This is a genomic window from Stutzerimonas zhaodongensis, from assembly GCF_003696365.1.
Classification (GTDB): Bacteria; Pseudomonadota; Gammaproteobacteria; order Pseudomonadales; family Pseudomonadaceae; genus Stutzerimonas; species Stutzerimonas zhaodongensis.
The window spans coordinates 281,326-302,542 of sequence record NZ_RFFM01000004.1; the positions used below are offsets into that span (position 1 = coordinate 281,326).

Annotated in this window: 18 protein-coding genes; 11 read left to right on the forward strand and 7 right to left on the reverse strand. The window is 62.2% G+C overall.

Annotated features, from left to right (window positions below; all coding sequences use genetic code 11):
• Positions 1-166: 166 nt before the first annotated feature.
• Positions 167-2,224, reverse strand: a complete 2,058-nt coding sequence (locus EA797_RS17015) for a methyl-accepting chemotaxis protein (RefSeq protein ID WP_122167321.1) — start codon at positions 2,222-2,224, stop codon at positions 167-169.
• Between the two features lie 412 nt (positions 2,225-2,636).
• Between EA797_RS17015 and EA797_RS17025 the strand changes: the two genes are divergently transcribed.
• From EA797_RS17025 to EA797_RS17060, 8 genes are all read left to right on the forward strand, one after another.
• Positions 2,637-4,319, forward strand: a complete 1,683-nt coding sequence (locus EA797_RS17025; RefSeq protein ID WP_122167325.1) for a carbon starvation CstA family protein — start codon at positions 2,637-2,639, stop codon at positions 4,317-4,319.
• Complete coding sequence (locus EA797_RS17030) at positions 4,316-4,579, forward strand: cory-CC-star protein (RefSeq protein WP_122167327.1); 264 nt, start codon at positions 4,316-4,318, stop codon at positions 4,577-4,579. The genes EA797_RS17025 and EA797_RS17030 overlap by 4 nt, the downstream gene beginning before the upstream one ends.
• The gene (locus EA797_RS17035) at positions 4,570-5,574 is read left to right on the forward strand and encodes an ArsA family ATPase (protein ID WP_122167329.1); all 1,005 of its coding nucleotides are present in this window, start codon (positions 4,570-4,572) and stop codon (positions 5,572-5,574) included. Before EA797_RS17030 ends, EA797_RS17035 begins: the two co-directional genes overlap by 10 nt.
• A 66-nt stretch (positions 5,575-5,640) precedes the next feature.
• On the forward strand, positions 5,641-6,084 hold the full coding sequence (locus EA797_RS17040) for a hypothetical protein (RefSeq protein ID WP_122167331.1): 444 nt from the start codon (positions 5,641-5,643) through the stop codon (positions 6,082-6,084).
• Complete coding sequence (locus tag EA797_RS17045; RefSeq protein ID WP_425275583.1) at positions 6,081-7,214, forward strand: PQQ-dependent sugar dehydrogenase; 1,134 nt, start codon at positions 6,081-6,083, stop codon at positions 7,212-7,214. The genes EA797_RS17040 and EA797_RS17045 overlap by 4 nt, the downstream gene beginning before the upstream one ends.
• Positions 7,215-7,474: 260 nt before the next feature.
• Complete coding sequence (locus EA797_RS17050; protein WP_122167333.1) at positions 7,475-8,050, forward strand: antibiotic biosynthesis monooxygenase; 576 nt, start codon at positions 7,475-7,477, stop codon at positions 8,048-8,050.
• Between the two features lie 184 nt (positions 8,051-8,234).
• Entirely contained in the window at positions 8,235-9,320 is a 1,086-nt protein-coding gene (locus EA797_RS17055; RefSeq protein WP_425275584.1) for an ABC transporter substrate-binding protein, read from the forward strand.
• A complete protein-coding gene (locus EA797_RS17060; RefSeq protein ID WP_122167337.1) occupies positions 9,307-11,685 on the forward strand; it encodes a putative bifunctional diguanylate cyclase/phosphodiesterase in 2,379 nt (792 codons plus the stop codon). Before EA797_RS17055 ends, EA797_RS17060 begins: the two co-directional genes overlap by 14 nt.
• Before the next feature lie 6 nt (positions 11,686-11,691).
• Here EA797_RS17060 and EA797_RS17065 read toward each other — a convergent pair whose 3' ends face one another.
• From EA797_RS17065 to EA797_RS17075, 3 genes are all read right to left on the reverse strand, one after another.
• Positions 11,692-12,366 (reverse strand): DUF1028 domain-containing protein, encoded by a 675-nt coding sequence (locus tag EA797_RS17065; protein WP_122167339.1) that lies wholly within the window; start codon positions 12,364-12,366, stop codon positions 11,692-11,694.
• 90 nt (positions 12,367-12,456) lie between these two features.
• Positions 12,457-13,857 carry a sigma-54-dependent transcriptional regulator gene (locus EA797_RS17070; protein ID WP_122167417.1) on the reverse strand — a complete coding sequence of 467 codons (1,401 nt, stop codon included), beginning with the start codon at positions 13,855-13,857 and terminating at the stop codon, positions 12,457-12,459.
• The gene (locus EA797_RS17075) at positions 13,850-15,337 is read right to left on the reverse strand and encodes a sensor histidine kinase (protein WP_122167341.1); all 1,488 of its coding nucleotides are present in this window, start codon (positions 15,335-15,337) and stop codon (positions 13,850-13,852) included. The genes EA797_RS17070 and EA797_RS17075 overlap by 8 nt, the downstream gene beginning before the upstream one ends.
• Positions 15,338-15,488: 151 nt before the next feature.
• Here EA797_RS17075 and EA797_RS17080 point away from each other — a divergent pair, with 151 nt between their 5' ends.
• Positions 15,489-15,881, forward strand: coding sequence for a DUF4168 domain-containing protein (locus EA797_RS17080; RefSeq protein ID WP_122167343.1), 393 nt, complete (start codon positions 15,489-15,491; stop codon positions 15,879-15,881).
• A gap of 64 nt (positions 15,882-15,945) precedes the next feature.
• On the opposite strand, the gene EA797_RS17085 is transcribed toward EA797_RS17080, so the two are convergent.
• From EA797_RS17085 to EA797_RS17095, 3 genes are all read right to left on the reverse strand, one after another.
• Positions 15,946-16,404 (reverse strand): YehS family protein, encoded by a 459-nt coding sequence (locus EA797_RS17085; RefSeq protein WP_122167345.1) that lies wholly within the window; start codon positions 16,402-16,404, stop codon positions 15,946-15,948.
• A gap of 170 nt (positions 16,405-16,574) precedes the next feature.
• A complete protein-coding gene (locus EA797_RS17090; protein WP_244214147.1) occupies positions 16,575-16,964 on the reverse strand; it encodes a c-type cytochrome in 390 nt (129 codons plus the stop codon).
• A gap of 9 nt (positions 16,965-16,973) precedes the next feature.
• A complete protein-coding gene (locus tag EA797_RS17095; RefSeq protein ID WP_244214148.1) occupies positions 16,974-18,191 on the reverse strand; it encodes a PQQ-dependent sugar dehydrogenase in 1,218 nt (405 codons plus the stop codon).
• Between the two features lie 363 nt (positions 18,192-18,554).
• Here EA797_RS17095 and EA797_RS17100 point away from each other — a divergent pair, with 363 nt between their 5' ends.
• The gene (locus EA797_RS17100) at positions 18,555-19,286 is read left to right on the forward strand and encodes a carbonic anhydrase (protein WP_244214149.1); all 732 of its coding nucleotides are present in this window, start codon (positions 18,555-18,557) and stop codon (positions 19,284-19,286) included.
• Positions 19,287-19,449: 163 nt separating this feature from the next.
• Positions 19,450-21,069: an NAD(P)/FAD-dependent oxidoreductase gene (locus tag EA797_RS17105; RefSeq protein ID WP_122167351.1), complete on the forward strand. Its 1,620-nt coding sequence runs from the start codon at positions 19,450-19,452 to the stop codon at positions 21,067-21,069.
• Positions 21,070-21,217: the final 148 nt, after the last annotated feature.

Consider the following 21,217-nt stretch of genomic DNA (forward strand, 5'->3'; position numbering starts at 1 on the left):
GTCACAGAGCGCAAGTAGGGTGTTTCCAGCCATTGCGATGGCGTGCCGCGCTCGTTCCCGTTGTCTGAAGGGGCAAATGAATGCGCCCATGGGGAAAAAGTGAGCCATTAGCCAGGGAGGGCGGAGCGTCTTGGCCCAGGACTGTCCATCCGCCCCAGCAGTAGGGTCAGCCGAGCCGGAACCGAGCGGTGTTCTGCGCCAGGCTGCGTGTGCCCTCGCCAAGCTGATCAGCTACCCCATGCATTGCCTGAGCGCCTTCGAGCAGAACCAGGGCCGCCTGATCTACGCGCTGGATATTGCCGCTGACATCCTCTGCTGTGGCGGCCTGCTGCTCCACAGCAGTGGCGATCTGTACGATCATGTCGCTGACCCGCTGAACGGCCCCGGCGATCTCGCCCAGGTGGTCGCCCAGTTCGGTGACGGCACCAGCATCGCTATCGGCCTGGCTACAGGCGGCGTCCATCAGATCCACCGCTTGCTGCACTACCCGTTGCAGCGCCTCGACGGTTGAGCTGATTTCCCTTGTGGACTCCTGAGTGCGCTGCGAAAGGCTGCGCACCTCATCGGCGACCACCGCAAAACCACGGCCCTGCTCACCGGCCCGCGCGGCCTCGATGGCTGCGTTGAGTGCCAACAAGTTGGTCTGCTCAGCGATACCTTTGATGACGTCGACAACACGGTCGATCTGCTGCGCCTGATCGCGCAGTTGGCCCAGCGCCGCAGACGTCTCGCCCATGCGCTGGGTAAGTTGCCGCATGCTGGCGGTGGTCTGCACACTTCGCTGATTGCTCTGTTCGGCGATCTGGCGTGTCTGCGCGGCATCCTGCGAGGCTTGCTCGCAGCTTTCGGCAACTGCCTGGGCGGTCGCCGCCATCTCGGTCGCGGCAGTGGCGATCTGACTGACCTGCGATTGTTGATCTTCCACCGAGCGCAAGGACTGCTGCGCCTGCCCTGTGAGCGCTTGCACCGTTCCGCCAAGCACGGCGCTCTGCTGGTTTACACCTTGCAGTGAGCTACGCAGCTGCGCCACCGCCTCATTCAATGCCGTACCGATCAGGGCCAACTCATCGTGGCCATGGGTACGTGTTTCGCAGCGCAGATCCCCGTCACGCAGCGATTGCGCCATGGCGGTGATGCGCGCTGTACTGGCGCGGATCGAAGCCTGCAGGCAGACCAGGGTGTACAGCGCCAGCAGCACCAGCAGGCCGAATGCAGCGGCGGTCAAAGCCAGCGCCTGCAGTGCTTGTTCACGGTATTCGGCCAGCCGCTGATCGAGCGCCCCCAGTGTCGCTGCCTGCAGTTGGTGCACCTGCTGGAGTGTGGCGTCCATACCTTGCTCGAATGCCCTGGCGTCCAGCTTGACGCTGCCATCGAAAAGGTCGCGGTCGAGCTGCGCTATCCATCCGTCGATCGCCTGCAAGCTGCTGCGATAGCCCTGCTCCCATACGCTCAGCGAAGCGGGCAGTTTGCCTTGCAGGTGGTCACCATATTTACCCAGCTGGGTGCGCTGAGCTTCGCTGGCGCTACGTATTTCGCGCAGCTGCAGGCGACTCTGCATACTGAACTGGCCGGAGGCGACCACCCCTTGGCCGACGCTCGCGAGCACGCCGAGTTGCTGCAGCAGGCTTGGCGCGCCCTGCGTGACCATCTGCATCATCAGGTAGGTTTCCAGCCAGGGGTCGAGGATCAGGCCGCTGTCAGTGGCGATCTGCTCGCGCACCCTCACCACTTGTTGCAGCCCATCGGTGAAGCGGTTGTAGGCATCCGGCCACCAGGCTGTGCCCTGCAGCGCCCCGGTACGCAAACCATCTCGCTGCGCCTGGAGCTGGGCCACTGAAGCGAGCACCTCCGCGCTGGAACCCTCCTCGTTCAGTCGAGCCTGCAACTCGACGAGGGCGCCGTCGAGCTGGGACTCGCTGCGCTGCATGGCGTCCATCAGGACGCGAGTTTCGCTGCTGATTTCACGGTTGGTTTCGCTGGCCTTCCAGCGTGCCGTGAGGTTGCGTTGCGCGACCAGCAGCGTCTCGACCTGATCCAACGCGATCAGTTGCCGAACACCGGAGCGCTCGCTGGCGACCAGTTGCAATTTGTCCGTATAACCATGACCAATGGCCCAGACCGCGTAACCCAGCGGCAATACGAACATCAGCGCCAGCAGCTGGAACTTGCGGGCGAAACTGATGCGTTCGAGGGTGCGCACTCCTGGCAACAACAAGGCATTCATCACCGATCTCCTTGATCGTTCACTGCATTCACCAACGGGCGAGCCGGTGCAAGGCCGGAACCGAAGCAAAGGGCGCGCCATGCACGGTCATCACGTACCTGGCGAGGCAGCCATGCACCAATAAAAGCACTGTGCCATCAACCCAGCTTCGGAAGTCTAGTCAGCCGGCTGGAATCTGCCGGCAGAAGTGCCCAACCGCGAGCATGCTTCAATCGCGCGCGCACCAAATTCAGCCGCAGCGCCCCATGCTTGAGCGCTGCAGGGAAACCTTTGGCCGCCTCGCCGCTCGAATCACCAACGTCGGTTTTACTCCGACGCAGCGAACCGCCACCCTCGTTGGTGGTATGGATCACTGGGCAGCAGCCCAAGCCTGCGTGATGCCTGTCCCGGGCACGCGTGCGAGGAGCCTTCGATGAGTGCGATTGCGTTGATGATTGTGGGGCTGGCGGCGATGTCGCTGGGGTATCTGTTCTACTCGAAGTTCATCGCCGAGAAGATATATCGCCTTGATCCCAACTACCGTACCCCCGCCCACACCATGCGCGACGGCGTGGATTACGTGCCGACCAACAAGTTTGTGCTCTGGGGCCACCACTTCACCTCGGTGGCGGGCGCCGCTCCCATCGTCGGGCCAGCGATTGCGGTTATCTGGGGTTGGGTTCCAGCTTTCATGTGGGTGGTGCTGGGGACGATCTTTTTTGCCGGCATCCACGATTTCGGCGCGCTCTGGGCCAGCGCTCGCAACCGCGGGCAATCGGTCGGGATGCTTAGCGGCCGGCTGATCGGCTCACGTGGACGCAGCCTGTTCCTGGTGGTGATCTTCCTTGTGCTGCTGATGGTCAACGGCGCCTTTGCGGCTGTGATCTCCAACCTGCTGGTCTCGACGCCGACCTCGGTGATTCCGGTGTGGGGCGCAATCGTCGTCGCGCTGGTGATCGGCCAGCTGATCTACCGTTACAACGTCAAGCTGCTGTGGCCTTCTCTGGGCGGCGTGATCGTGCTCTATCTGCTGATCCTGCTGGGGAGCCAATTCCCAGTCTCGCTACCTGACACAGTGCTGGGCCTGAGCGCCAAGTCGTTCTGGATTCTGCTGCTGTTCGCCTATGCCGCCATCGCTTCGCTGCTGCCGGTATGGGTACTGTTGCAACCGCGTGATTACATCAACGGCCTGCAATTGTTCGTCGGCCTTGGCTTGCTCTACATGGCTGTGCTGTTCGGCGCGCCGGAGCTGGTGGCGCCTGCCTACAACAACGAGCTGCCGGCCGATAGCCCAAGCATCGTGCCGCTGCTGTTCGTCACCATCGCCTGTGGTGCGATTTCCGGCTTCCACGGGCTGGTCGCCTCCGGCACTACGTCCAAGCAGCTGGATAAAGAAACCGACGCACGCTTTGTCGGCTATTTCGGCGCTGTGGGTGAAGGCATGCTCTCGCTGGCGGCGATCATCTGCTGCACCGCCGGCTTTGCCACGCTGCTGGACTGGCAGCAGGTCTACACCGCCTTTGGCCAAGGCGGGGTGAACGCGTTCGTCCAGGGTGGCGGCACGCTGCTCGCCAACGGCCTCGGCCTGCCGGCGGACCTCGGCGCAACCATCCTCGCGGTGATGGCGATCCTCTTCGCCGGCACCACGATGGACACCGGTCTGCGTCTGCAGCGCTTCGTCATTCAGGAGGCCGGCGAACTGGCTGGGATCAAGGTGAACACCTTGGTGGGCACCTTCATTGCGGTCGGCGTATGCATGGCGCTGGCTTTCGGTGCCGGCGCCGAAGGCAGTGGCGGCATGGCGATCTGGCCGCTGTTCGGCACCACCAACCAACTGCTGGCAGGCCTGACGCTGTCGATCATCACCGTGCTGCTGATCAAGCAGGGCCGCCCGGCTATGTACACCCTGGTGCCGCTGGTATTCCTGCTGGCGATGTCCATCTATGCGCTTCTGGTGCAAATGGGGCAGTTCTACCGGGCCGAGAACTGGCTGCTGCTGGGCATGGACGTGGTGATCCTGATCGCCGCGCTGTGGGTCACCCTGGAATCGGTGATCGCCATGCGCAAGGGCCGCGACCCAGCTGCCGACATGACCACGGACGAGCCGTTGCCATGACCCAGCAGCCGTTCTTCGAACGCCTTTCGCACGGGCTCAAGGAGTTCTACGTTGCGCCGTATCGACGTACCTTCGCCCGTGCCCGGCGTGACGAGGACGACCTGTTCATGTTGCTGGTGTTCTCCGAAGCACTGGGCGTGCCCAACCCGGCGGCCTGGTACACCCTGGAGCTGATGCCGGAACTCTACGAACGCTTCCATGACTGGCACCTGCGCATGGGCATGGAGCACTCGCCGCTGGACCACATCGGATGCTGCTAGAACTTGCGACCCGGCGCCGCGTGCTGTTCGTAGGCGGCAAGGGCGGCGTCGGCAAGACCACTGTTGCAGCCGCCACGGCGTTGCAGCAGGCGCGCACCGGGCGCCGCGTGCTGCTGATCTCCACCGATCCGGCCCACAATCTTGGGCACCTGTGGAATCGCTCGATCGGTTCGAACATCGTGCGCCTGGCGGCTGGACTCGATGGCATGGAGCTCGACCCCGATGAGACCGTTCGCCAGCACCTCGACGAAGTCGGCGCAGCGCTGCGTCGGCTGATGCCGCCGCATCTCGCCGGCGAAGTCGACAAGCACATGGCGCTATCCCGCGACGCACCCGGCATGCATGAAGCGGCATTACTCGAACGGATCGCGGATACCCTCATCCAGGGCCTGGCCGACTACGATCTGTTGGTCTTCGATACCGCTCCATCGGGCCACACCTCGCGCCTGATGGCCCTGCCGGAAATGATGACCGCATGGACCGAGGGGCTGCTGCAGCGCCAGGAACGCAGCAAGCGCTTCGGCGATGTACTGCGCAATTTCGGCAAGGACGACAGCGGCCTAGGTGAAAGCGTGCTCGGCCAGGAGAAGGCGGACGGCGAAGACCGTCAACAGCGCGTGCGCCAGCTGCTCTACCGACGCCGTGAACGCTTCAGCCAGCTGCGCGACGTGATACAGGACCGGCAGCGCTGTGCCTTCGTCATCGTCCTGGCCGCCGAGCGACTGCCGGTGCTGGAGACAATCGAGCTACAGGCACAGCTGCAACGCAGCGGTATCGAAGTAGCCGGGCTGGTGGTCAACAAGCGCTCCCCGGCCGACGCTGGCGCCTTCCTTGCAGAACGCCATGCGCAGGAACAACGACATCTGGACACCTTGCGACAAGCGCTACCCGACCTTGCGCTGCAACAGCTGCCTCTACTGGCCGAAGACGTGATCGGCGAAGCGGCGCTCGATGCGTTCGGGGAGCGGCTCGCTGTCCCGACAAAAACCCCGTAACAGTCTTTATGTCTACACCAGACGAGGCCTGTAGATAATCCTCGGCACAACTTCCGGAAGCTGAGCATGACCGCCTACCTGCGCGCCCTCCTGATTTTTCTGCTGGCTGTGGCCTTTGCCACGGTCCTCGGTTCGATCATCCAGACCCAGATCAACCTGGCTGCCCTTCAAAGCCTGGGTGCACCGGTCAGCCTGTCGGTGCGGCTGAACGCTACTGTTCGTGACCTGCTGGGCTTCACCCCGGCGTATGCCGGAATCATGGCCGTCACGCTTATGTTCGCAATGCCCCTTGCCGCGCTCGCGTCCCGCTTTCTACCTACCTGGCGACTGCCGCTGTACTTCCTGGCTGGGGGCCTTGGCCTGCTGGCTGCATTCCAGATCGCTGACGCGGTCGCCCCGATGCCGACTCTGATCGCCGCCACCCGCAGCGCCGAAGGCACCGCCGCGATGATGCTCAGCGGTGCATTCGGCGGCCTTCTGTTCGCTACGCTACGGAGGCCACGCCAATGAGAGCGCTGATGCTGATGCACAAACCGCTCATGGCAGGGCTGCTGGCGTTTGCACTGGCAAATCACGCAGCCGCACGCGGCGAATATCAGATCGAAACGCTGACCGAAGGCTTGCAGTACCCCTGGGCGCTGGCATTTTTACCGGACGGTCGAATGCTGGTGACCGAGCGCGTGGGTCGGTTGCGCATGATCGAGGCCGATGGCGAACTTCGGGACGAGCCCATCGACGGCGTACCCATGGGATATCAGAACACCCAGGCGGGCCTGATGCACGTTGCGCTGGACCCTGACTTCGGGACCACTCCCTGGGTATACCTGACCCTGGCCTACGGCAAGGACAGTGCGAATAATACGCGGCTGATACGAGGACGGCTGGTCGAGGATCGCCTGGAAGAGGTGGAAACGCTGTTCGACGCCCATCCCGCCAAGGCTGGCGGTTCCCATTACGGCGGCCGCATCGCGTTTCTGCCTGACAAGACGCTGGTCCTGACGCTGGGCGACGGCTTCGATTATCGAGAACAGGCGCAGAACCTGGATAACCATCTAGGCACTCTGGTCCGCCTGACGCGCGAAGGCAAAGCGCCCGAGGACAATCCCTTTCATGGCCGCACCGGCATGGCCAACGAGATCTACAGCTATGGCCACCGCAACGTTCAGGGCATTGCCTACGACCGGAAAAACGACCGACTGCTGATCAACGAGCATGGCCCAAAGGGGGGCGATGAAATCAACCTGATAGAAGCCGGGGCTAACTACGGTTGGCCTCTGGCAACCTTCGGTCTGGATTACACCGGGGCACAGGTCAGCCCATTTCAGACCCGCCCGGAGACCGTAGCACCCTTGCTGCACTGGACCCCTTCCATCGCACCCAGCGCACTGGCGATCTACGAGGGTTCGCTGTTCCCAGACTGGCAGGGCGATCTGTTCAACGCCGCGTTGGTCGCCAAGGAAGTTCGTCGGGTCCGCTTGATCGACGGTGAGGTTGCCGAACAGGAAACACTGTTCGCCGAACTCGACGAGCGGATACGCGATGTTCAGGTCGGCCCCGATGGCGCCCTCTACCTGCTCACCGACGGGCCTGAGGGCCGGCTTCTGAAGGTTACGCCGGCAGCGGACCCGGATTCGGACTGAGCTTCGCATCCGCATCTCCAACGCCTGGCCGGCCGCTGCTGTTCATCCATTGTGCAGACCGCCGAGCGGGGCCCCTTCCAAGTGCAAAAAATCTCCGTATAGTGCGCCGTCGCCTGCCGCTTGCACCGACCTTACCGGGTCCGGCGTGGTCAGACGACAGGGCATGATCCTTGCCTGAATTATTTCCGCAGCCCACCACCCCGGCGCTGCGTTTGCCGAATCCCCTATCCGGGTGGCCGGCCTGATGCTGGAGATACACGATGTCTACCGAACCCGTCACTCTGATGGTGGCCCGCCGTGTGCGCGATGGCCGCTACCACGACCTCCTGGCCTGGCTGCACGAAGGCGAACAATTGGCCGCGGACTTTCCCGGCTATCTTGGTTCCGGCGTATTGGCGCCCCCGCCCGGTGACGATGAATTCCAGATCGTCTTCCGCTTCGCCGATGAGCAGACACTCGACGTCTGGGAGCACTCAGCTTCGCGTCGTGCCTGGCTGCAACGTGGCAGCGATCTGTTCGGCCAGCCCCACGAGCAACGCGCACGCGGTATCGACACCTGGTTCGGCAATAACGACAGCACTCCACCGCCGCGCTGGAAACAGAGCGTAGCAATCTGGCTGGCGTTCTTTCCGGTCTCTCTGCTGTTCAACATGCTGTTCGGCGGCGTGCTCAGCGAACTTGGGCTGGTAGCCCGCATCTTGATCAGCACCCTCGCGCTGACGCCACTGATGACCTATCTATTCATCCCCCTATCCACACGCCTGCTGGCGCCCTGGCTGACCGCCGCGCCGCGCCCCGGCCTGCGCCCTGCAAAATCGGCTGCGTCCGCCCGCTGATCGGAATGGCCAAGGAAGGCCATACAAATTCGTTGCTGCCACTCGTCTGACGCCACTAAAGTGCCATCAGTGCACGCCGATACGCTGCTTGCCGATCACTACGTAAGTGATGGGAGCCTCGGCCGTTGGTAGTTGTAGCCGTTCAGCGCGACGGCAAACCGAAATTGCGTGGTGGATGAGTAGCCTGATGAATAACAAGAAAGCACCGACTTCGTGCCGCTTCAGCGGCGCGCTGCTGACCGCAGCCTGCCTGCTGTTCCCCTCGACGGCTACGCATGCAGCCGAAACCCTGAGCCTGCTCAACTGGGAGGAGTATCTCAGTGAAGCGGTCATCAAGCGCTGGGAAGCCGAAACGGGCGTCAAGATTCAGCAGGTGTACTTCGACAGCGGTGACAAGCGCGACGAAGTGCTCGCCAAGCCCGACCACCAGATCGACATAACCTTGTCCGAACGGATCAGCGGTGACCGTTTTGGCGACCGCGGGTTGCTCGACCCGATCGACCTCAAAGCGCTGCCCAACCTCAAGCACATCTCCCCCCGCTGGAGCGACAGTTGCGGCGCGTACGCCATTCCCTATCTCTGGGGGACTCTTGGCATCGCCTATCGCGCTGATCGGATGCCGGTCGCGCCGCAGTCCTGGGCCGACTTGCTGAAACCGGCCCGTAGCAACGAGCCACACATCATCATGATGGAAGACCACGAGGACATCCTGGCGGGGCCCCTTCTATATCGTCAGCACTCGATCAACACCTCGAGTAACGATGAACTCAAGGCTGCTTTCGACATGCTGACAGCGCAATCCAGGGCAGTGCTGACCTACGAGTACGCTATCACCTCGCTGCGCAGCCAGCGCTATCAGGACAAGGCCGACATGGCGCTGGCCTATAGCGGTGATCAGCAGGTACTCAATGAAGTCGAAGGCATTGAAGGTGAGCCCTGGCGCTATGTAGTTCCAAAGGAAGGGACTCTGCTCTGGATCGATTGTCTTTCCATTCCGGCCAAGGGCAGCAAGAAAGAGCTGGCTTACCGCTTTCTGAATTACATCAGCGATCCGCAGATTGCCGTGCTCAATGCCGCCGAGCTCGGCGTCGCGACCCCGAATGCCGCGGCGAAAGCGCTGTTACCCGCCGAGATCAGCGAGGATCCGACGATTTATCCGACCGAAGCAGTGCTGCAGAACAGCCAGATCTATGAGCCGCGCCCCATGCAGGCGACACAGACGCGGCGGCGCATCATCAGCGCCCTGATCAACGCCCATGACGCTCGGTAAACGCGCGCTGCTGGTGATCTTCCCGGTCATCCTGATCGTCCAGCTACTCGCCGCCACCACCGCCTACCTGACCCAGCGTTCCTCGCTCCTGGGTCTTGAACAGGCGCGCCTGGAACAACAGCTGTATGCACTCAAGTCCGCCTATCTGGATTATGAGTCGTTCAACCGCAGCGTGCTCTATTCGATCATCGATAGCGATGCCCTGTTGCTTTTCCTGCGCGAATCGCACACTGGCTATCGCAACGAAACGCTCGGCCTGCGCATTCAGCAGAGCATCCGCTCGCTGTCCACCACGCGCCTGTCGTTCGTTTCTTTCGCGATCGTCGAGCCCGATGGCGAGGTGGCCTACTACTTCGAAAGCAGCCTATCGCCATTTGCCAGCATGAACGCCACCCAGGAGCGAATCGTCCGCGAAGCCAAGCAGGCCACCGAAACCCGCGAAATGATCTACGTGGAGGACGCCGAAGGCGGGCCACTGTTGGTGGATACCGACTTCATTCTGCCTGCCTCGACCACACGGCCTCTGCCGAGCCAGCGCAGCGAGGCGTTCATCCTGCAACTGGCGGTGCGGCCGGGGCAGTTCATCACATTGAAGGAGCGCCTCAAGGCGGAATACGGCGCAGCGGTCGAGATCGCGCCACAGCTGGGCCCAACGCCGCCGGGCCTGTCGGCGGACGTTGAATTATCGAGTTCGATGCGAGCGCGCCTGACAGCGCCAGAGGAGTACATCGCCGAGCGGCTACGCACCTTGAGCCTCGCCTTTCTCATTGGCGGTTCGCTGATCTGCCTGCTGACCATCGCGTTGCTGATGCTGCTGATTCGCCGCTACATCACCGACCCTATCAGCCACCTCGACAGTCAGCTCACCGATTTGCTGCTGTGCAAGCGCGACGCGCTGGACGAGCCCACCGACGGCGGCGAGATCGGCCGACTGACGCAGAACATGAAAACGCTCCACGAGCGCAACACCGAGGCCTTGCAGCGCATCCAGGAAATTTCCTGGACCGACAGCCTGACCCACATCAGCAACCGCGCCCACTTCGCCGTTCTCGCCTCGGCGATGCACGATAAATGCGAGCAGAACGGCCAACAACTGGCGCTGCTGTTCATCGACCTGGACAACTTCAAGCAGGTTAACGACCAGCACGGGCACGATGCTGGTGATGCGCTGTTGCGAATCTTCGCGTTGCGGGCCCAGGGTGCCCTCGACCGGCATCGGGAAGCCCACCCAGGCACGGAAACCGCGCTGGCGCGATTGTCCGGTGACGAATTTGCCGTCCTACTGATGTCCACCCCCGAAAATGACGGCCTGCGCGAACTGACCGACGCCTTGCTTGAGCTGTGTCGCGGCGGCTTCCGAATGGACGACCGCCTCTATCAGGTCAGTGTGAGCATCGGCATCGCGTGTTACCCCCGCGATGCGGATTCTTTTACCCAGCTGCTGACTCGCGCCGACACCGCCATGTACCAGGCCAAGGCCGAAGGGAAGAACGCGGCGGTGGCCTTCTCGGCAGAACTGGAACAACGCGACCGGCGCATCCGCGTGATCGAACAGCAATTGCGTGCACTGGATGGCGACGAGCAACTGCGGCTTGTGTACATGCCTGCGGTCGATCGGGAAGGCGCCGTGGTGAGCTGCGAAGTCTTGCTGCGTTGGCATTCGCCGGTGCTGGGTACAGTCTCACCGGGCGAATTCATTCCGATCGCCGAGCGTGCCGGGCTCTTTCCGAAGATCGACAGCTGGGTGATCGACCGAGCGCTGGCGGGCTATCCGGAGCTGGTGTCCTTGTTCGGCGAACGGGTGATTCTGGCGATCAACGTTTCTTCGGCGCAGCTGACTGACGACCGCCTCTGCAATTACCTCATCGAGCGCGCCGCGCATTACCGCATCTGCCCCACACGCATCGAGATCGAGCTGACCGAGACCTATGCCGCGGAGCTGAGCAGCAACACGATGGAAGTTGTACGCACCATCCGCATGGCCGGTTTCCGCGTAGCGATCGATGACTTCGGAGTCGGTTACACGTCCATCCAGCAGCTGCTGGAGTATCCAGCCGACACCATCAAACTGGACATGGCCATCATCCAGCGGCTGACCCGGCCCGAGATGCAGCAGAGCCTGACTGCCATCGTCGCGTTCTGCCAGGCACAAGGCAAACGGGTCAATGCCGAGGGCGTGGACACACTGGAAAAACAGTCGGCGCTGCTGCAAGCCGGCTGCGATCTTTTCCAGGGCTATCTGATTTCGCCGCCACGCTCGGTCAATGCCCTGAAGGATTGGGTGGCGGTCCGCAATCGTGCGCAGAGCGATTTGCGCCTCGACCAGCTGCCTGGCGGCGCAGTGCCCAAGGGTGCGGAGGCATAAGCGGGGTCAGATGGAATCTTCCTCAGCGGCGCCAGCAGGGTTGTCACGGGTTGGCATGCCGAGCAATTCCGGCAGCACCTCACGCTCGAAAACGCCATGCAGGCGCCGCAGCTCTGTCATCGGTTCGCGGTGATGATCAACGCGTATGTCCCACAAGGGATATTCCTCGCGGTCGACGATATAGATGGTCGCCGATGACTCGCCGTGGCGGTCGCCACCCATGGCGTCGCCCGCCGCCAAGCCTTCCATCAGGCGCTCGACGAGCGGCAGTACCTGCGTGCAGTTGAGCGCATCAACCACGGCTTCCAGCACATTGCGGCCGGTCAGGCGGTTGCCCTGCACACAGAACCCATCACCCTCTATGCACCCCGACCACGGCAGGCACTGATCGCCGGTCCAGCAGGCGGTACGCCCCTGGGCATCGACCACAGCGACCTGGCGCTGGGACATGCAGGGATCGGTCGACTTGAGGCGCTCGATCACCTGATCCGCATCGCAGCCCTCGCGCAATAGCGCCAGCCCATCGATTCCAAGATAGGGGTTGATACGTGCCTGGGTCGCCACGGCGCCGACCCCGGCAGCAGCGTGGGTCAGCAGCTTGCCAACCGCCGGCATGGCGGTGGCAGCGGCAATCCCAAACTGGCCGGTTCGTGGGCATCGGGCAACGATCGAGAAAGTCATGCGGTTTTCCATCCTAGGCTTATGTAGCTTGGGCCCGCGCCCGGCGCATAACGTTCCTCGCCGCGAGCTGGGAGCGCAGCGCAAAGTGACTCAACCCTCATCGACGTCCTGGTCCTTTTCACCCAACCGTCGGTAAAGGGTGCGCCGACCAATGCCAAGCAGCGCAGCCGCACGCCGCTTGTTGCCTTCGACGCGCTCCAGCACGTGTTGGATGTAGCGCATTTCCAGCTCGTCGAGAGTAGGCAGAAGCGGACCGTCGATCATCAGCCCAAGCAGCTCGTCGGCGTTGCCTTCGGGAGGACTGTCCTGATAGCTGGCGATGCGTGTTGGCAGGTGTTCAAGTTCGATGCTGCGGCCATGACAGAAAGTGACAGCACGCTCCATCGCGTTTTGCAGCTCACGCACGTTGCCCGGAAAAGGGTAACGCCGCAGCTGCTCAAGCGCCGTTTGCGACAGCCCGCGCACCGGCCGCCCATCGCGCGCTGCGAAGTGGGCGACAAAACCGGCAGCGAGCAGCTCGCGATCTTCTTCGCGATCACGCAACGGTGGGACCTGCAGGATGAAGGTCTCGAGACGGAAGAACAGATCTTCACGAAAGGACTCGCGGCCGGCGGCGGTTTCCAGCGGACGATTGCTGGCGGCAATGATACGCACGTCGACACTCAGTTCGCGCTCGCCTCCAACCGGGCGAATGGTGCCTTCCTGCAACACGCGCAGCAGCTTGGCCTGCAGTGGTAGCGGCATCTCGCCGATCTCGTCGAGAAACAGCGTGCCGCCGTCCGCCTGCTGGAACAGCCCCTTGTGGGCCCTGTTGGCGCCCGTAAAGGCGCCAGCGGCATGGCCGAAGAACTCACTTTCCAGCAGTTCGGCCGGCAACCCCGCGCAGTTGATCGCCAGGAATGGCCGCTGCGCCCGCTCACTTTCGGCATGTACCGCGCGTGCCACCAGCTCCTTGCCGGTACCGCTTTCGCCTATCACCAACACCGGCCCGGCCGCACGGGCGAGCTGTCGAATCTGATCGAACAGGCTGCGCATGACGCGACTGCGCCCGAGCATTCCGTGGAACCGATCATCGCTGAGCAGTTGCTGAAAGCGCCGCACCTCATCACGCAGATGACGGGTTTCCAGGGCACGCGATACGGCGAGGCCAAGATGATCGAGATCCAGCGGCTTGGTCAGGAACTCATCGGCGCCTTCCTTCAATGCCGCTACCGCCTGCTGGATGCTGCCGAACGCCGTGATCACTAGAAAGGCCGGTGCCGCCTGCATGGCCTTGACTCGCCGCAACAGGGCCATGCCGTCGGCCCCCGGCAGCCGCAGATCGCTGACCACAAGATCCGGCTCGTAACTGTCGAGCAGCGGCACCGCCTCTTCGGCGCTTGCCACGGACCTTACTTCGAGCGAGCGATCCTCCAGTTCTTCGACCAACAACTGGCGCAGGCCATCGTCATCCTCCACGACCAGAACGCGCTGGGGCGTGCTGTCATCCATTTGCATTGCTCTGCTCCTCATCGGCCAGCGCCAGGTAAATACGAAACGCCGCGCCGCCTAACCGGCTCTCGACCAGTTCGATCCGGCCACCGCATTCGGCAACCACACCGTGAACCACCGCCAGGCCGAGGCCGCTGCCCTTGCCAACCGGCTTGGTGGTAAAGAAAGGTTCGAACAGGGTGGCCCGATGCTCCTCAGCCACCCCTGCACCATCGTCTTCCACCTGGAACAACAAGCACTCATCCTCGCGCCACCAACGCAGCAGCACCTGGCCACCCGGGCTGGCCTGAGCTGCGTTGCGCAGGAGATTGGTCAGGGCCTGCTCGAAACGCGGCGGGTCGACCTCGCAATAAAGCGGCCCTGGCGGAGCCTCAAGCTGCAGCTGAACGTTCAGGGCCGCCAATTCGTCAGCAACCGCAGCGGCGGATGAATGCGCCAGCACTTCGGCCGGCATTCGCCGTGCCGGACGCCCAGCGGCGCGGCCGAAATCCAGCAGCTGGCGGACAATCTCGCTCAGGCGCTGCACCTGACTGCGAATCTGCAGGAGCCCTTTGCGTGGCCCATCCTCGAGCGTCTCGCTGCGCAGAACGCGCTGGGCCTTGCCATCGATCACGCTGAGCGGGCTGCCCAGCTCATGAGCGACACCGGCTGCCAGCCGACCTACCGCAGCAAGTTGCTGAGAACGTCGCAGGCGCGCTTCGAGTTCGGCCTCACGTGCCTTCTGTTCGGTCATGCGCTGCTCTGCATCGGCAATGCTGTCGAGCATCTGGTTCAGCGCCCGGCCGAGCACCGCGATTTCCTGCGGGCCGTCGCGTGGTGCGCGATGCTGACGCTCGCCTGCTGCCACCCGCGCCATACTCTGAGTCAGCTCCTGCAGGTGGCGACCTATGGCAGCCCAGTGCCCGAGCAGAACGATGCACACCGAAGCCAGCGCCAGCACCGCAGCGGAGATGCCGGCAATCATTCGCAGCTGACGGGTGTCTCGCTCGAAGTCGTTCCAGCGGCGGGTGACCTGCAACAGGCCATTGATGCGACCACCGCTCTGTTCCAGCGGCAGGAAGTAGGAATAGACCTCCCGTCCACGAATGCGCTGGTAGCCACCGCGATGTTTGCCATCGGCGGTCAATCGCTGGATTGAAGATTGATCCTGATCCGGCTCGATGGCCCCGGCGAAAGCCACCAGCTCGCCCTTATCATCATAGAGATAGGCGCCATAGACGCGCCCCAGGCCAAGCACCGACTCGAGCACCTGTTGCGAGGTTCGGTCGTGCTGCTTCTCTAGACTATCGCTGAGCGGAAGCCGAACGGCCCGTGCGACAAGCTCAACCTCTTCTTGCAGACGTCGCTCACTGTTGCGCTCGACCGTCCACAGCAACAGATAACTGAAGCCGAGCATGATCGCGACCAGGGGTATGACCACCTTCAGCAGCAGCGCGCCGCGTAAGGTCGAAGTTCTTTGCCAAACTGCTACATGTGCCATTCTGGCACCATACAGAAGGCATTACGGCACGTCGAGCTGAGCGAGACAGGCGGCAATAGCTCTTGTTAATCAACAACTTATCTTTTCTTCTCATAGCTGGCATGGCTGATGCAACACCCTGAGCGTCTTTCCAAACCCAGGATGAATATCTATGACCAAGCTCAATACTCGCTTCGTATCCGCCAGCCTGTTCGCCCTGTTCATGGCCGCCGGCACCTCGCAGGTTGTGGCGCAGCAAGCCGCGCAACCGCAGGCTCCGCAAGCCGCACCGGCGATGCAGGCCTCGGACATCAGCGACAAGAAGCTTGAGAAGTTTGCCGACTCGCTGGGCGAAATCATGGAGATCCGTCAGGACTTCACCGCCAAGCTGGAGAAGACCGGTGACCCGGCCGAAGCTCAGCAACTGCAACAGCAGGCAAACGAGAAAATGATGAACACCGTGGAAGAGAACGACCTCAGCATCGAGGAGTACAACGCTATCAACCAGGCGGTGCAGAACGACCCGCAGCTGCGTGACAAAGTCATCTCGATGATCCAGAGCTGAGTCTGATCGATACGAAAAAGCCCCGTTAACGGGGCTTTTTTTCGACTGGAGAAATGAAGCTTCGTCAGCTGCCTCGTTGCGCCAGCCCCTTGAGGAAGTTGCGCAACAGCTGATCGCCGCAAGCCCGGTAATTGCTGTGTCCGGCCTTGCGGAACAGCGCGTTGAGCTCCGGCTTGGACACCGGGAAGTCGACCGACTTCAGGATTTCATGCATGTCGTCTTCCTTTAGCTCGAAGGCTACGCGCAGCTTTTTCAACACGATGTTGTTATTGATCGGCAGCTCGATAGGTGGCGTCGGCCGGCTCTCGTCCTTGCCACGCTTGTAGATCACCAGTCCATCGAGAAAATGCGCCATGATCCGGTCGCCGCAGGGCTTGTAACCGTCCTCGTCTTCCTTCTTCAGGTAGGCCTGCGCCTCGGCATCAGGAATCTCGCAACCGGTAAGCCGGGTGATCTCGGCGATCTTGGCGTCGTTGACGTTGAGGATGTAGCGCAGGCTGCGCATCACATCGTTATTGAGCATGGATGTTCCTTAACTTCCTGGAGGAGCGAGAGCGGCGCCACACCTCAATGGTTGATACGTTCGCCGGGCTGCGGTCACACAGCAGCTCAGGCCGGCCCGAAAGGGCTGCGAGTATAGAGGATCGCCCAGGCCTCCAGAGCAATGCCGCCCGCAATCGGTCGCAAACCGCGTTACTGCGGAAGCTCCACGCTGACCTTGATTGCCGAATACCAGGCCGTCACCACGGCAATGTCATCGTCGTTCAGGCCGGCGGCAATGACGGACATCTGCGGATGCTTGCGCTCGCCGCTGCGAAAAGCCTTGAGTTGCCGGGCCAGGTACAACTCGCCGTTACCCGCCAGATTGGGCGCATCGGCGACCTTGCTCAACCCATCGATGCCGTGGCAAGCCGCGCACATCTTCGCCTTTGCCTTCCCCGCCCCGAGGTCGGCACGCACTTCGGAGGCGAACAACAACGACAACAGAATCAGCCAGTGCAGCACCAGTTTGCGACGACGATTTACAGCCATATCCACCTCCCGGACCACATTGCCCGGCTCGCAGAAGCCGGGCCACCTCATGGCGAAGACTCAGTTCGCGCCGCCGCTGTACGAGATGCGGTAGATCGCGCCAGCAGTGTCGTCGCTGACCAGCAGTGAGCCATCCTTGAGCTGAGCGACATCGACGATGCGGCCGTAGTATTCGCCGGTTTCCTTGTCCAACCAGCCTTCAGCGAAGGGCAGGGTTTCACCCGACGGGCCGCTGCCGTCGGCAGCGAAGGGTGTGAACATTACGCGGGCGCCCGCCGGCTCGGTCCGGTTCCAGCTGCCGCGCTGAGCGCTGAACAGGCCACCCCGGTATTGCTCGGGAAACATTTTCCCGGTGTAGAACGTCAGCCCCATGTCGGCAGCGTGGGCAATGGTCTCGATGACCGGCGGCGTCAGGCCGTCGGGCGGAGTTTCGTCGGCGTACTCATTGGTCCGGACCTGACCACCGCCGAACCAGGGCATGCCAAATTTCATGCCGGCCTCGGGCGCGTGATTGATCTCGCCCGGCGGGATGTCATCGCCCATGCCATCCACCTGATTATCGGTGAACCACAGCTCCTTGCTCGTCGGGTTATAGGTGATACCTACGGAGTTACGCACGCCCGTGGCGTAAACCTCGCGCTTGCTGCCATCACGCTCCATGCGAATGATGCCGCCGATGCCGTGCTTGCTGTAGAGATCAAGCTTGTCCTTGGGCGGCACGTTATGCGGTTGTCCCAGCGACACGGTGAGCTTGTTGTCCGGCCCCACGGCACAGACTCGGGCGCCATGGTTGTAGCTTTCCTCTTCAGTCGGGATCAGCTCGCCGGTGGGCACCACGATGTCCGCTGCGACATCTGGCCCTTCATAGAAGAATTCCGCCGCTGGGAAGACCAGTACGCGATTGTGCTCGGCAACGAACAGAAAGCCGTCCTGGCTGAAACATGGCCCGGGCTGGGTGAAGGAGATCGCCGGAGCGAAACGCTTGACCTCATCGGCCTTGCGATTCTTGGTGCGATCGGTGACGGCCCAGAGATCGGTCTTGCGCGTACCGACGAAGACCACCCCGCTCGATGGCCCAACCGCCATGTGGCGAGCGTCGGGCACCACAGCATAGAGCTCGATCTTGAACCCGTCCGGCAACTTGATCCGATCGAGGTTGGCGCGCAAGGCGTCTGCAACCTCGCCCGTCTGGGGAATGGTCGTCATCTCCAACGACTGCCCGGTGGTTTTCATCGAGCGCATGCGCTCCAGGGCTTCGTCGCTTGTCGGAGCTGCCATGGCAGCTCCGGAAAGACATGCAACCAGGATACTCAAGGCAAAGGGAGCATATTTCACAGGCACCGACCTCATGAAGGATCACCTCGCAGGGCGACGTTTATTGTTGTTGTGCTCGGCGTTTGAGCTGCTCGATCGAACCAGCAAAAACGTGAGCTATGTCACAGCGTAGCGCCAACCCCGCCCTTTACCAGAGGACGGCCCAAAGCCGTTCGCGAACCATGCAGGCGTTGCCTGATTGCCGCGAACCTCGACTAACCCTCAGAAACGCCATAACTATCGCTGCAATATTATGTTTCAAATAATTTCTAGGTTGATGCAAAGCCGCGTGCAAGTGATTACGCATTAGAAAAGAGGAAATGGACTGTGAAGAAAGCCGCACTCACCATTGGCGTCATGTTTACCTGCGCCAACGCCTGGGCTGTCACGCCGGGTACCCACTGGGATTATTCAGGAGAAGCCGGCCCGCAGAACTGGGCGAAGCTGACGCCAGAGTTCCACTCGTGCGCTGGACAGAACCAGTCGCCGGTCAACCTTGATGGCTTCATCGAAGCGGAGCTTGAACCCCTGAAGGTCAGCTACAAGGCAGGCGCAACTGAAGTCATGAACAACGGCCATACCGTACAGGTTGCCTACGATCCCGGAAGCACCCTCACCCTTGACGGCAAGACGTTCCAGCTCATCCAATTCCATTTCCATATGCCCAGCGAAAACCAGATCAAGGGCCTCTCCTATCCACTTGAGGGTCATCTGGTCCACTCAGACGAGCAGGGTAACCTGGCGGTTCTGGCAGTCATGTTTAGGGAGGGGGAGCGGAATGCCACGTTGGCCAGCCTGTGGGATACGCCTCCTGCGGAAGGCCAGAAGCAGGCAGTTTCTCCACATTTGAACATCCGTGACATGCTACCCGCCGATCTGGACTACTACCGTTTCAACGGCTCGCTCACCACGCCGCCCTGCTCCGAAGGCGTTCGCTGGTTAGTCCTCAAGCAGCCGATCGTCGCCTCTCATACACAGATCGAAGCCCTCACCAAGTCTGTGGGCCACGCCAACAATCGCCCACTCCAGCCGCTCAACGCCCGCGCCATCCTGCAATAACTCGGCTGCAATAACCGGCCGTCGTATCAGCGAAGGCCGGTTCCTCTCCTCCGCTCCAGGCTCATGACAGCCCAGGCCGTCGCGGCTACACTGCGCGCCGCGCGCACCACCCCGTTGCGCCAACGCCTCCCACCTCTGCCGGGGCCACCGGCCAGGACTCATCATGATTCGTATCAACGAACTGCAACTGCCGCTCGATCACCCTGCTGATGCCTTGCGCAGCGCCATCGTCGCGCGATTGAAAATCAGCGACACCGAGCTGCTCGACTTTACCGTCTTCAAGCGCAGCTACGACGCTCGCAAGAAGAACAGCGAGATCACCTTCGTCTACATCATCGACGCCAGTGTGGCGGACGAGCCCAAGGTGCTGGCGCAACTGGCGGACGACCGCAACATCCGCCTCTCTCCGGATACCGGTTATTACCCGGTGGGCCAGGCACCAGAGGGGTTGAGTGAGCGACCGCTGGTGATCGGCTTTGGCCCGTGCGGCCTTTTCGCCGCACTAACCCTGGCTCAGATGGGCTTCCGGCCGATCGTGCTGGAGCGCGGCCGTGATGTGCGCAGCCGCACCAAGGACACCTGGGCGCTGTGGCGCAAGAAGGTGCTGAGCCCTGAATCCAACGTGCAATTCGGTGAAGGCGGCGCGGGACTATTCTCCGACGGCAAGCTCTACAGTCAGATCAAGGATCCGAAGTTCTACGGTCGCAAGGTGATGCACGAGTTCGTGCGTGCCGGCGCGCCTGAAGAGATCATGTTCGTCAGCAAGCCGCACATCGGCACCTTCCGCCTGACCGGCGTCGTCTCGACCATGCGCGAGGAAATCAAGGCGCTGGGCGGCGAAGTACGCTTCGATAGCCGCGTGGTGGACTTCATCATTGAGGACGGACGCATCCAGGGCGTGCGGATGGCCGATGGCGAAGAGATTCGCAGTCGCTACGTGGTCCTGGCTCTCGGCCACAGCTCGCGGGACACCTTCCGCATCCTTCACGAGCGCGGCGTGTATATCGAAGCTAAGCCCTTCGCCGTGGGCTTTCGCATCGAACACCCTCAATCGCTCATCGACAACGCCCGCCTGGGTAAATATGCCGGGCATCCGGAGCTTGGCGCGGCCGACTACAAACTGGTCTACCACGCCAAGAACGGGCGAGCGGTCTACAGCTTCTGTATGTGCCCGGGCGGCACTGTAGTGGCGGCCACGTCCGAGCCAGGGCGCGTGGTCACCAACGGCATGAGCCAGTACTCGCGAAACGAGCGCAACGCCAATGCAGGGATCGTCGTCGGCATCAATCCGGACGAGGACTTCCCCGGCGGCCCGCTGGCTGGCGTCGAATTGCAGGAGCGCCTCGAATCGCGGGCCTTCGAACTGGGCGGTAACGACTACTGCGCACCGGGCCAGCTGGTGGGTGACTTCATTCGCGGGCGGGCTTCCAGCGAGTTCGGCGAAGTCGAACCCTCTTACAAGCCCGGCGTCCGTCTGGGTGACCTGGCGCCATCGCTACCGGACTACGTGATCGATGCCATCCGCGAAGCGCTGCCGGCATTTGGCAAGCAGATCCGCGGCTTCGACCGTGCTGATGCAATTCTCACCGGCATCGAAACACGCACATCCTCGCCGGTACGGATCAAGCGCGACAACGAGAATCTGCAGAGCATCAACACCCGCGGCCTCTACCCCGCCGGCGAGGGCGCCGGATATGCGGGCGGCATCCTGTCAGCAGGCGTCGACGGCATCAAGGTGGCAGAAGCGGTGGCCACTGCAATGCTGGCCGATCTGCAGGGCTGATTCGCTGAACACGGATAACGGCAACGCCGTTCGTCCGTGTTCCTACGTGCCGCCCCGCCCGACAAACCGCCTCGCCTCAGCTACTGCTGGCGCTCGCAGCAGTACCAACGAGCATCTGGCAAAACCGCAGTGACCTTTTGGGGCCGTT

Excerpts from the sequence above, each read along its gene's own strand:
- EA797_RS17040 (WP_122167331.1), top strand. The coding sequence starts at position 5,641 with ATGACCGCCTACCTGCGCGCCCTCCTGATTTTTCTGCTGGCTGTGGCC.
- EA797_RS17035 (WP_122167329.1), top strand. The coding sequence starts at position 4,570 with ATGCTGCTAGAACTTGCGACCCGGCGCCGCGTGCTGTTCGTAGGCGGC.
- EA797_RS17095 (WP_244214148.1), bottom strand. The coding sequence starts at position 18,191 with ATGGCAGCTCCGACAAGCGACGAAGCCCTGGAGCGCATGCGCTCGATG.
- EA797_RS17045 (WP_425275583.1), top strand. The coding sequence starts at position 6,081 with ATGAGAGCGCTGATGCTGATGCACAAACCGCTCATGGCAGGGCTGCTG.
- EA797_RS17015 (WP_122167321.1), bottom strand. The coding sequence starts at position 2,224 with ATGAATGCCTTGTTGTTGCCAGGAGTGCGCACCCTCGAACGCATCAGT.
- EA797_RS17090 (WP_244214147.1), bottom strand. The coding sequence starts at position 16,964 with ATGAGGTGGCCCGGCTTCTGCGAGCCGGGCAATGTGGTCCGGGAGGTG.
- EA797_RS17030 (WP_122167327.1), top strand. The coding sequence starts at position 4,316 with ATGACCCAGCAGCCGTTCTTCGAACGCCTTTCGCACGGGCTCAAGGAG.
- EA797_RS17085 (WP_122167345.1), bottom strand. The coding sequence starts at position 16,404 with ATGCTCAATAACGATGTGATGCGCAGCCTGCGCTACATCCTCAACGTC.
- EA797_RS17070 (WP_122167417.1), bottom strand. The coding sequence starts at position 13,857 with ATGGATGACAGCACGCCCCAGCGCGTTCTGGTCGTGGAGGATGACGAT.
- EA797_RS17060 (WP_122167337.1), top strand. The coding sequence starts at position 9,307 with ATGACGCTCGGTAAACGCGCGCTGCTGGTGATCTTCCCGGTCATCCTG.
- EA797_RS17050 (WP_122167333.1), top strand. The coding sequence starts at position 7,475 with ATGTCTACCGAACCCGTCACTCTGATGGTGGCCCGCCGTGTGCGCGAT.
- EA797_RS17105 (WP_122167351.1), top strand. The coding sequence starts at position 19,450 with ATGATTCGTATCAACGAACTGCAACTGCCGCTCGATCACCCTGCTGAT.
- EA797_RS17065 (WP_122167339.1), bottom strand. The coding sequence starts at position 12,366 with ATGACTTTCTCGATCGTTGCCCGATGCCCACGAACCGGCCAGTTTGGG.
- EA797_RS17080 (WP_122167343.1), top strand. The coding sequence starts at position 15,489 with ATGACCAAGCTCAATACTCGCTTCGTATCCGCCAGCCTGTTCGCCCTG.
- EA797_RS17025 (WP_122167325.1), top strand. The coding sequence starts at position 2,637 with ATGAGTGCGATTGCGTTGATGATTGTGGGGCTGGCGGCGATGTCGCTG.
- EA797_RS17075 (WP_122167341.1), bottom strand. The coding sequence starts at position 15,337 with ATGGCACATGTAGCAGTTTGGCAAAGAACTTCGACCTTACGCGGCGCG.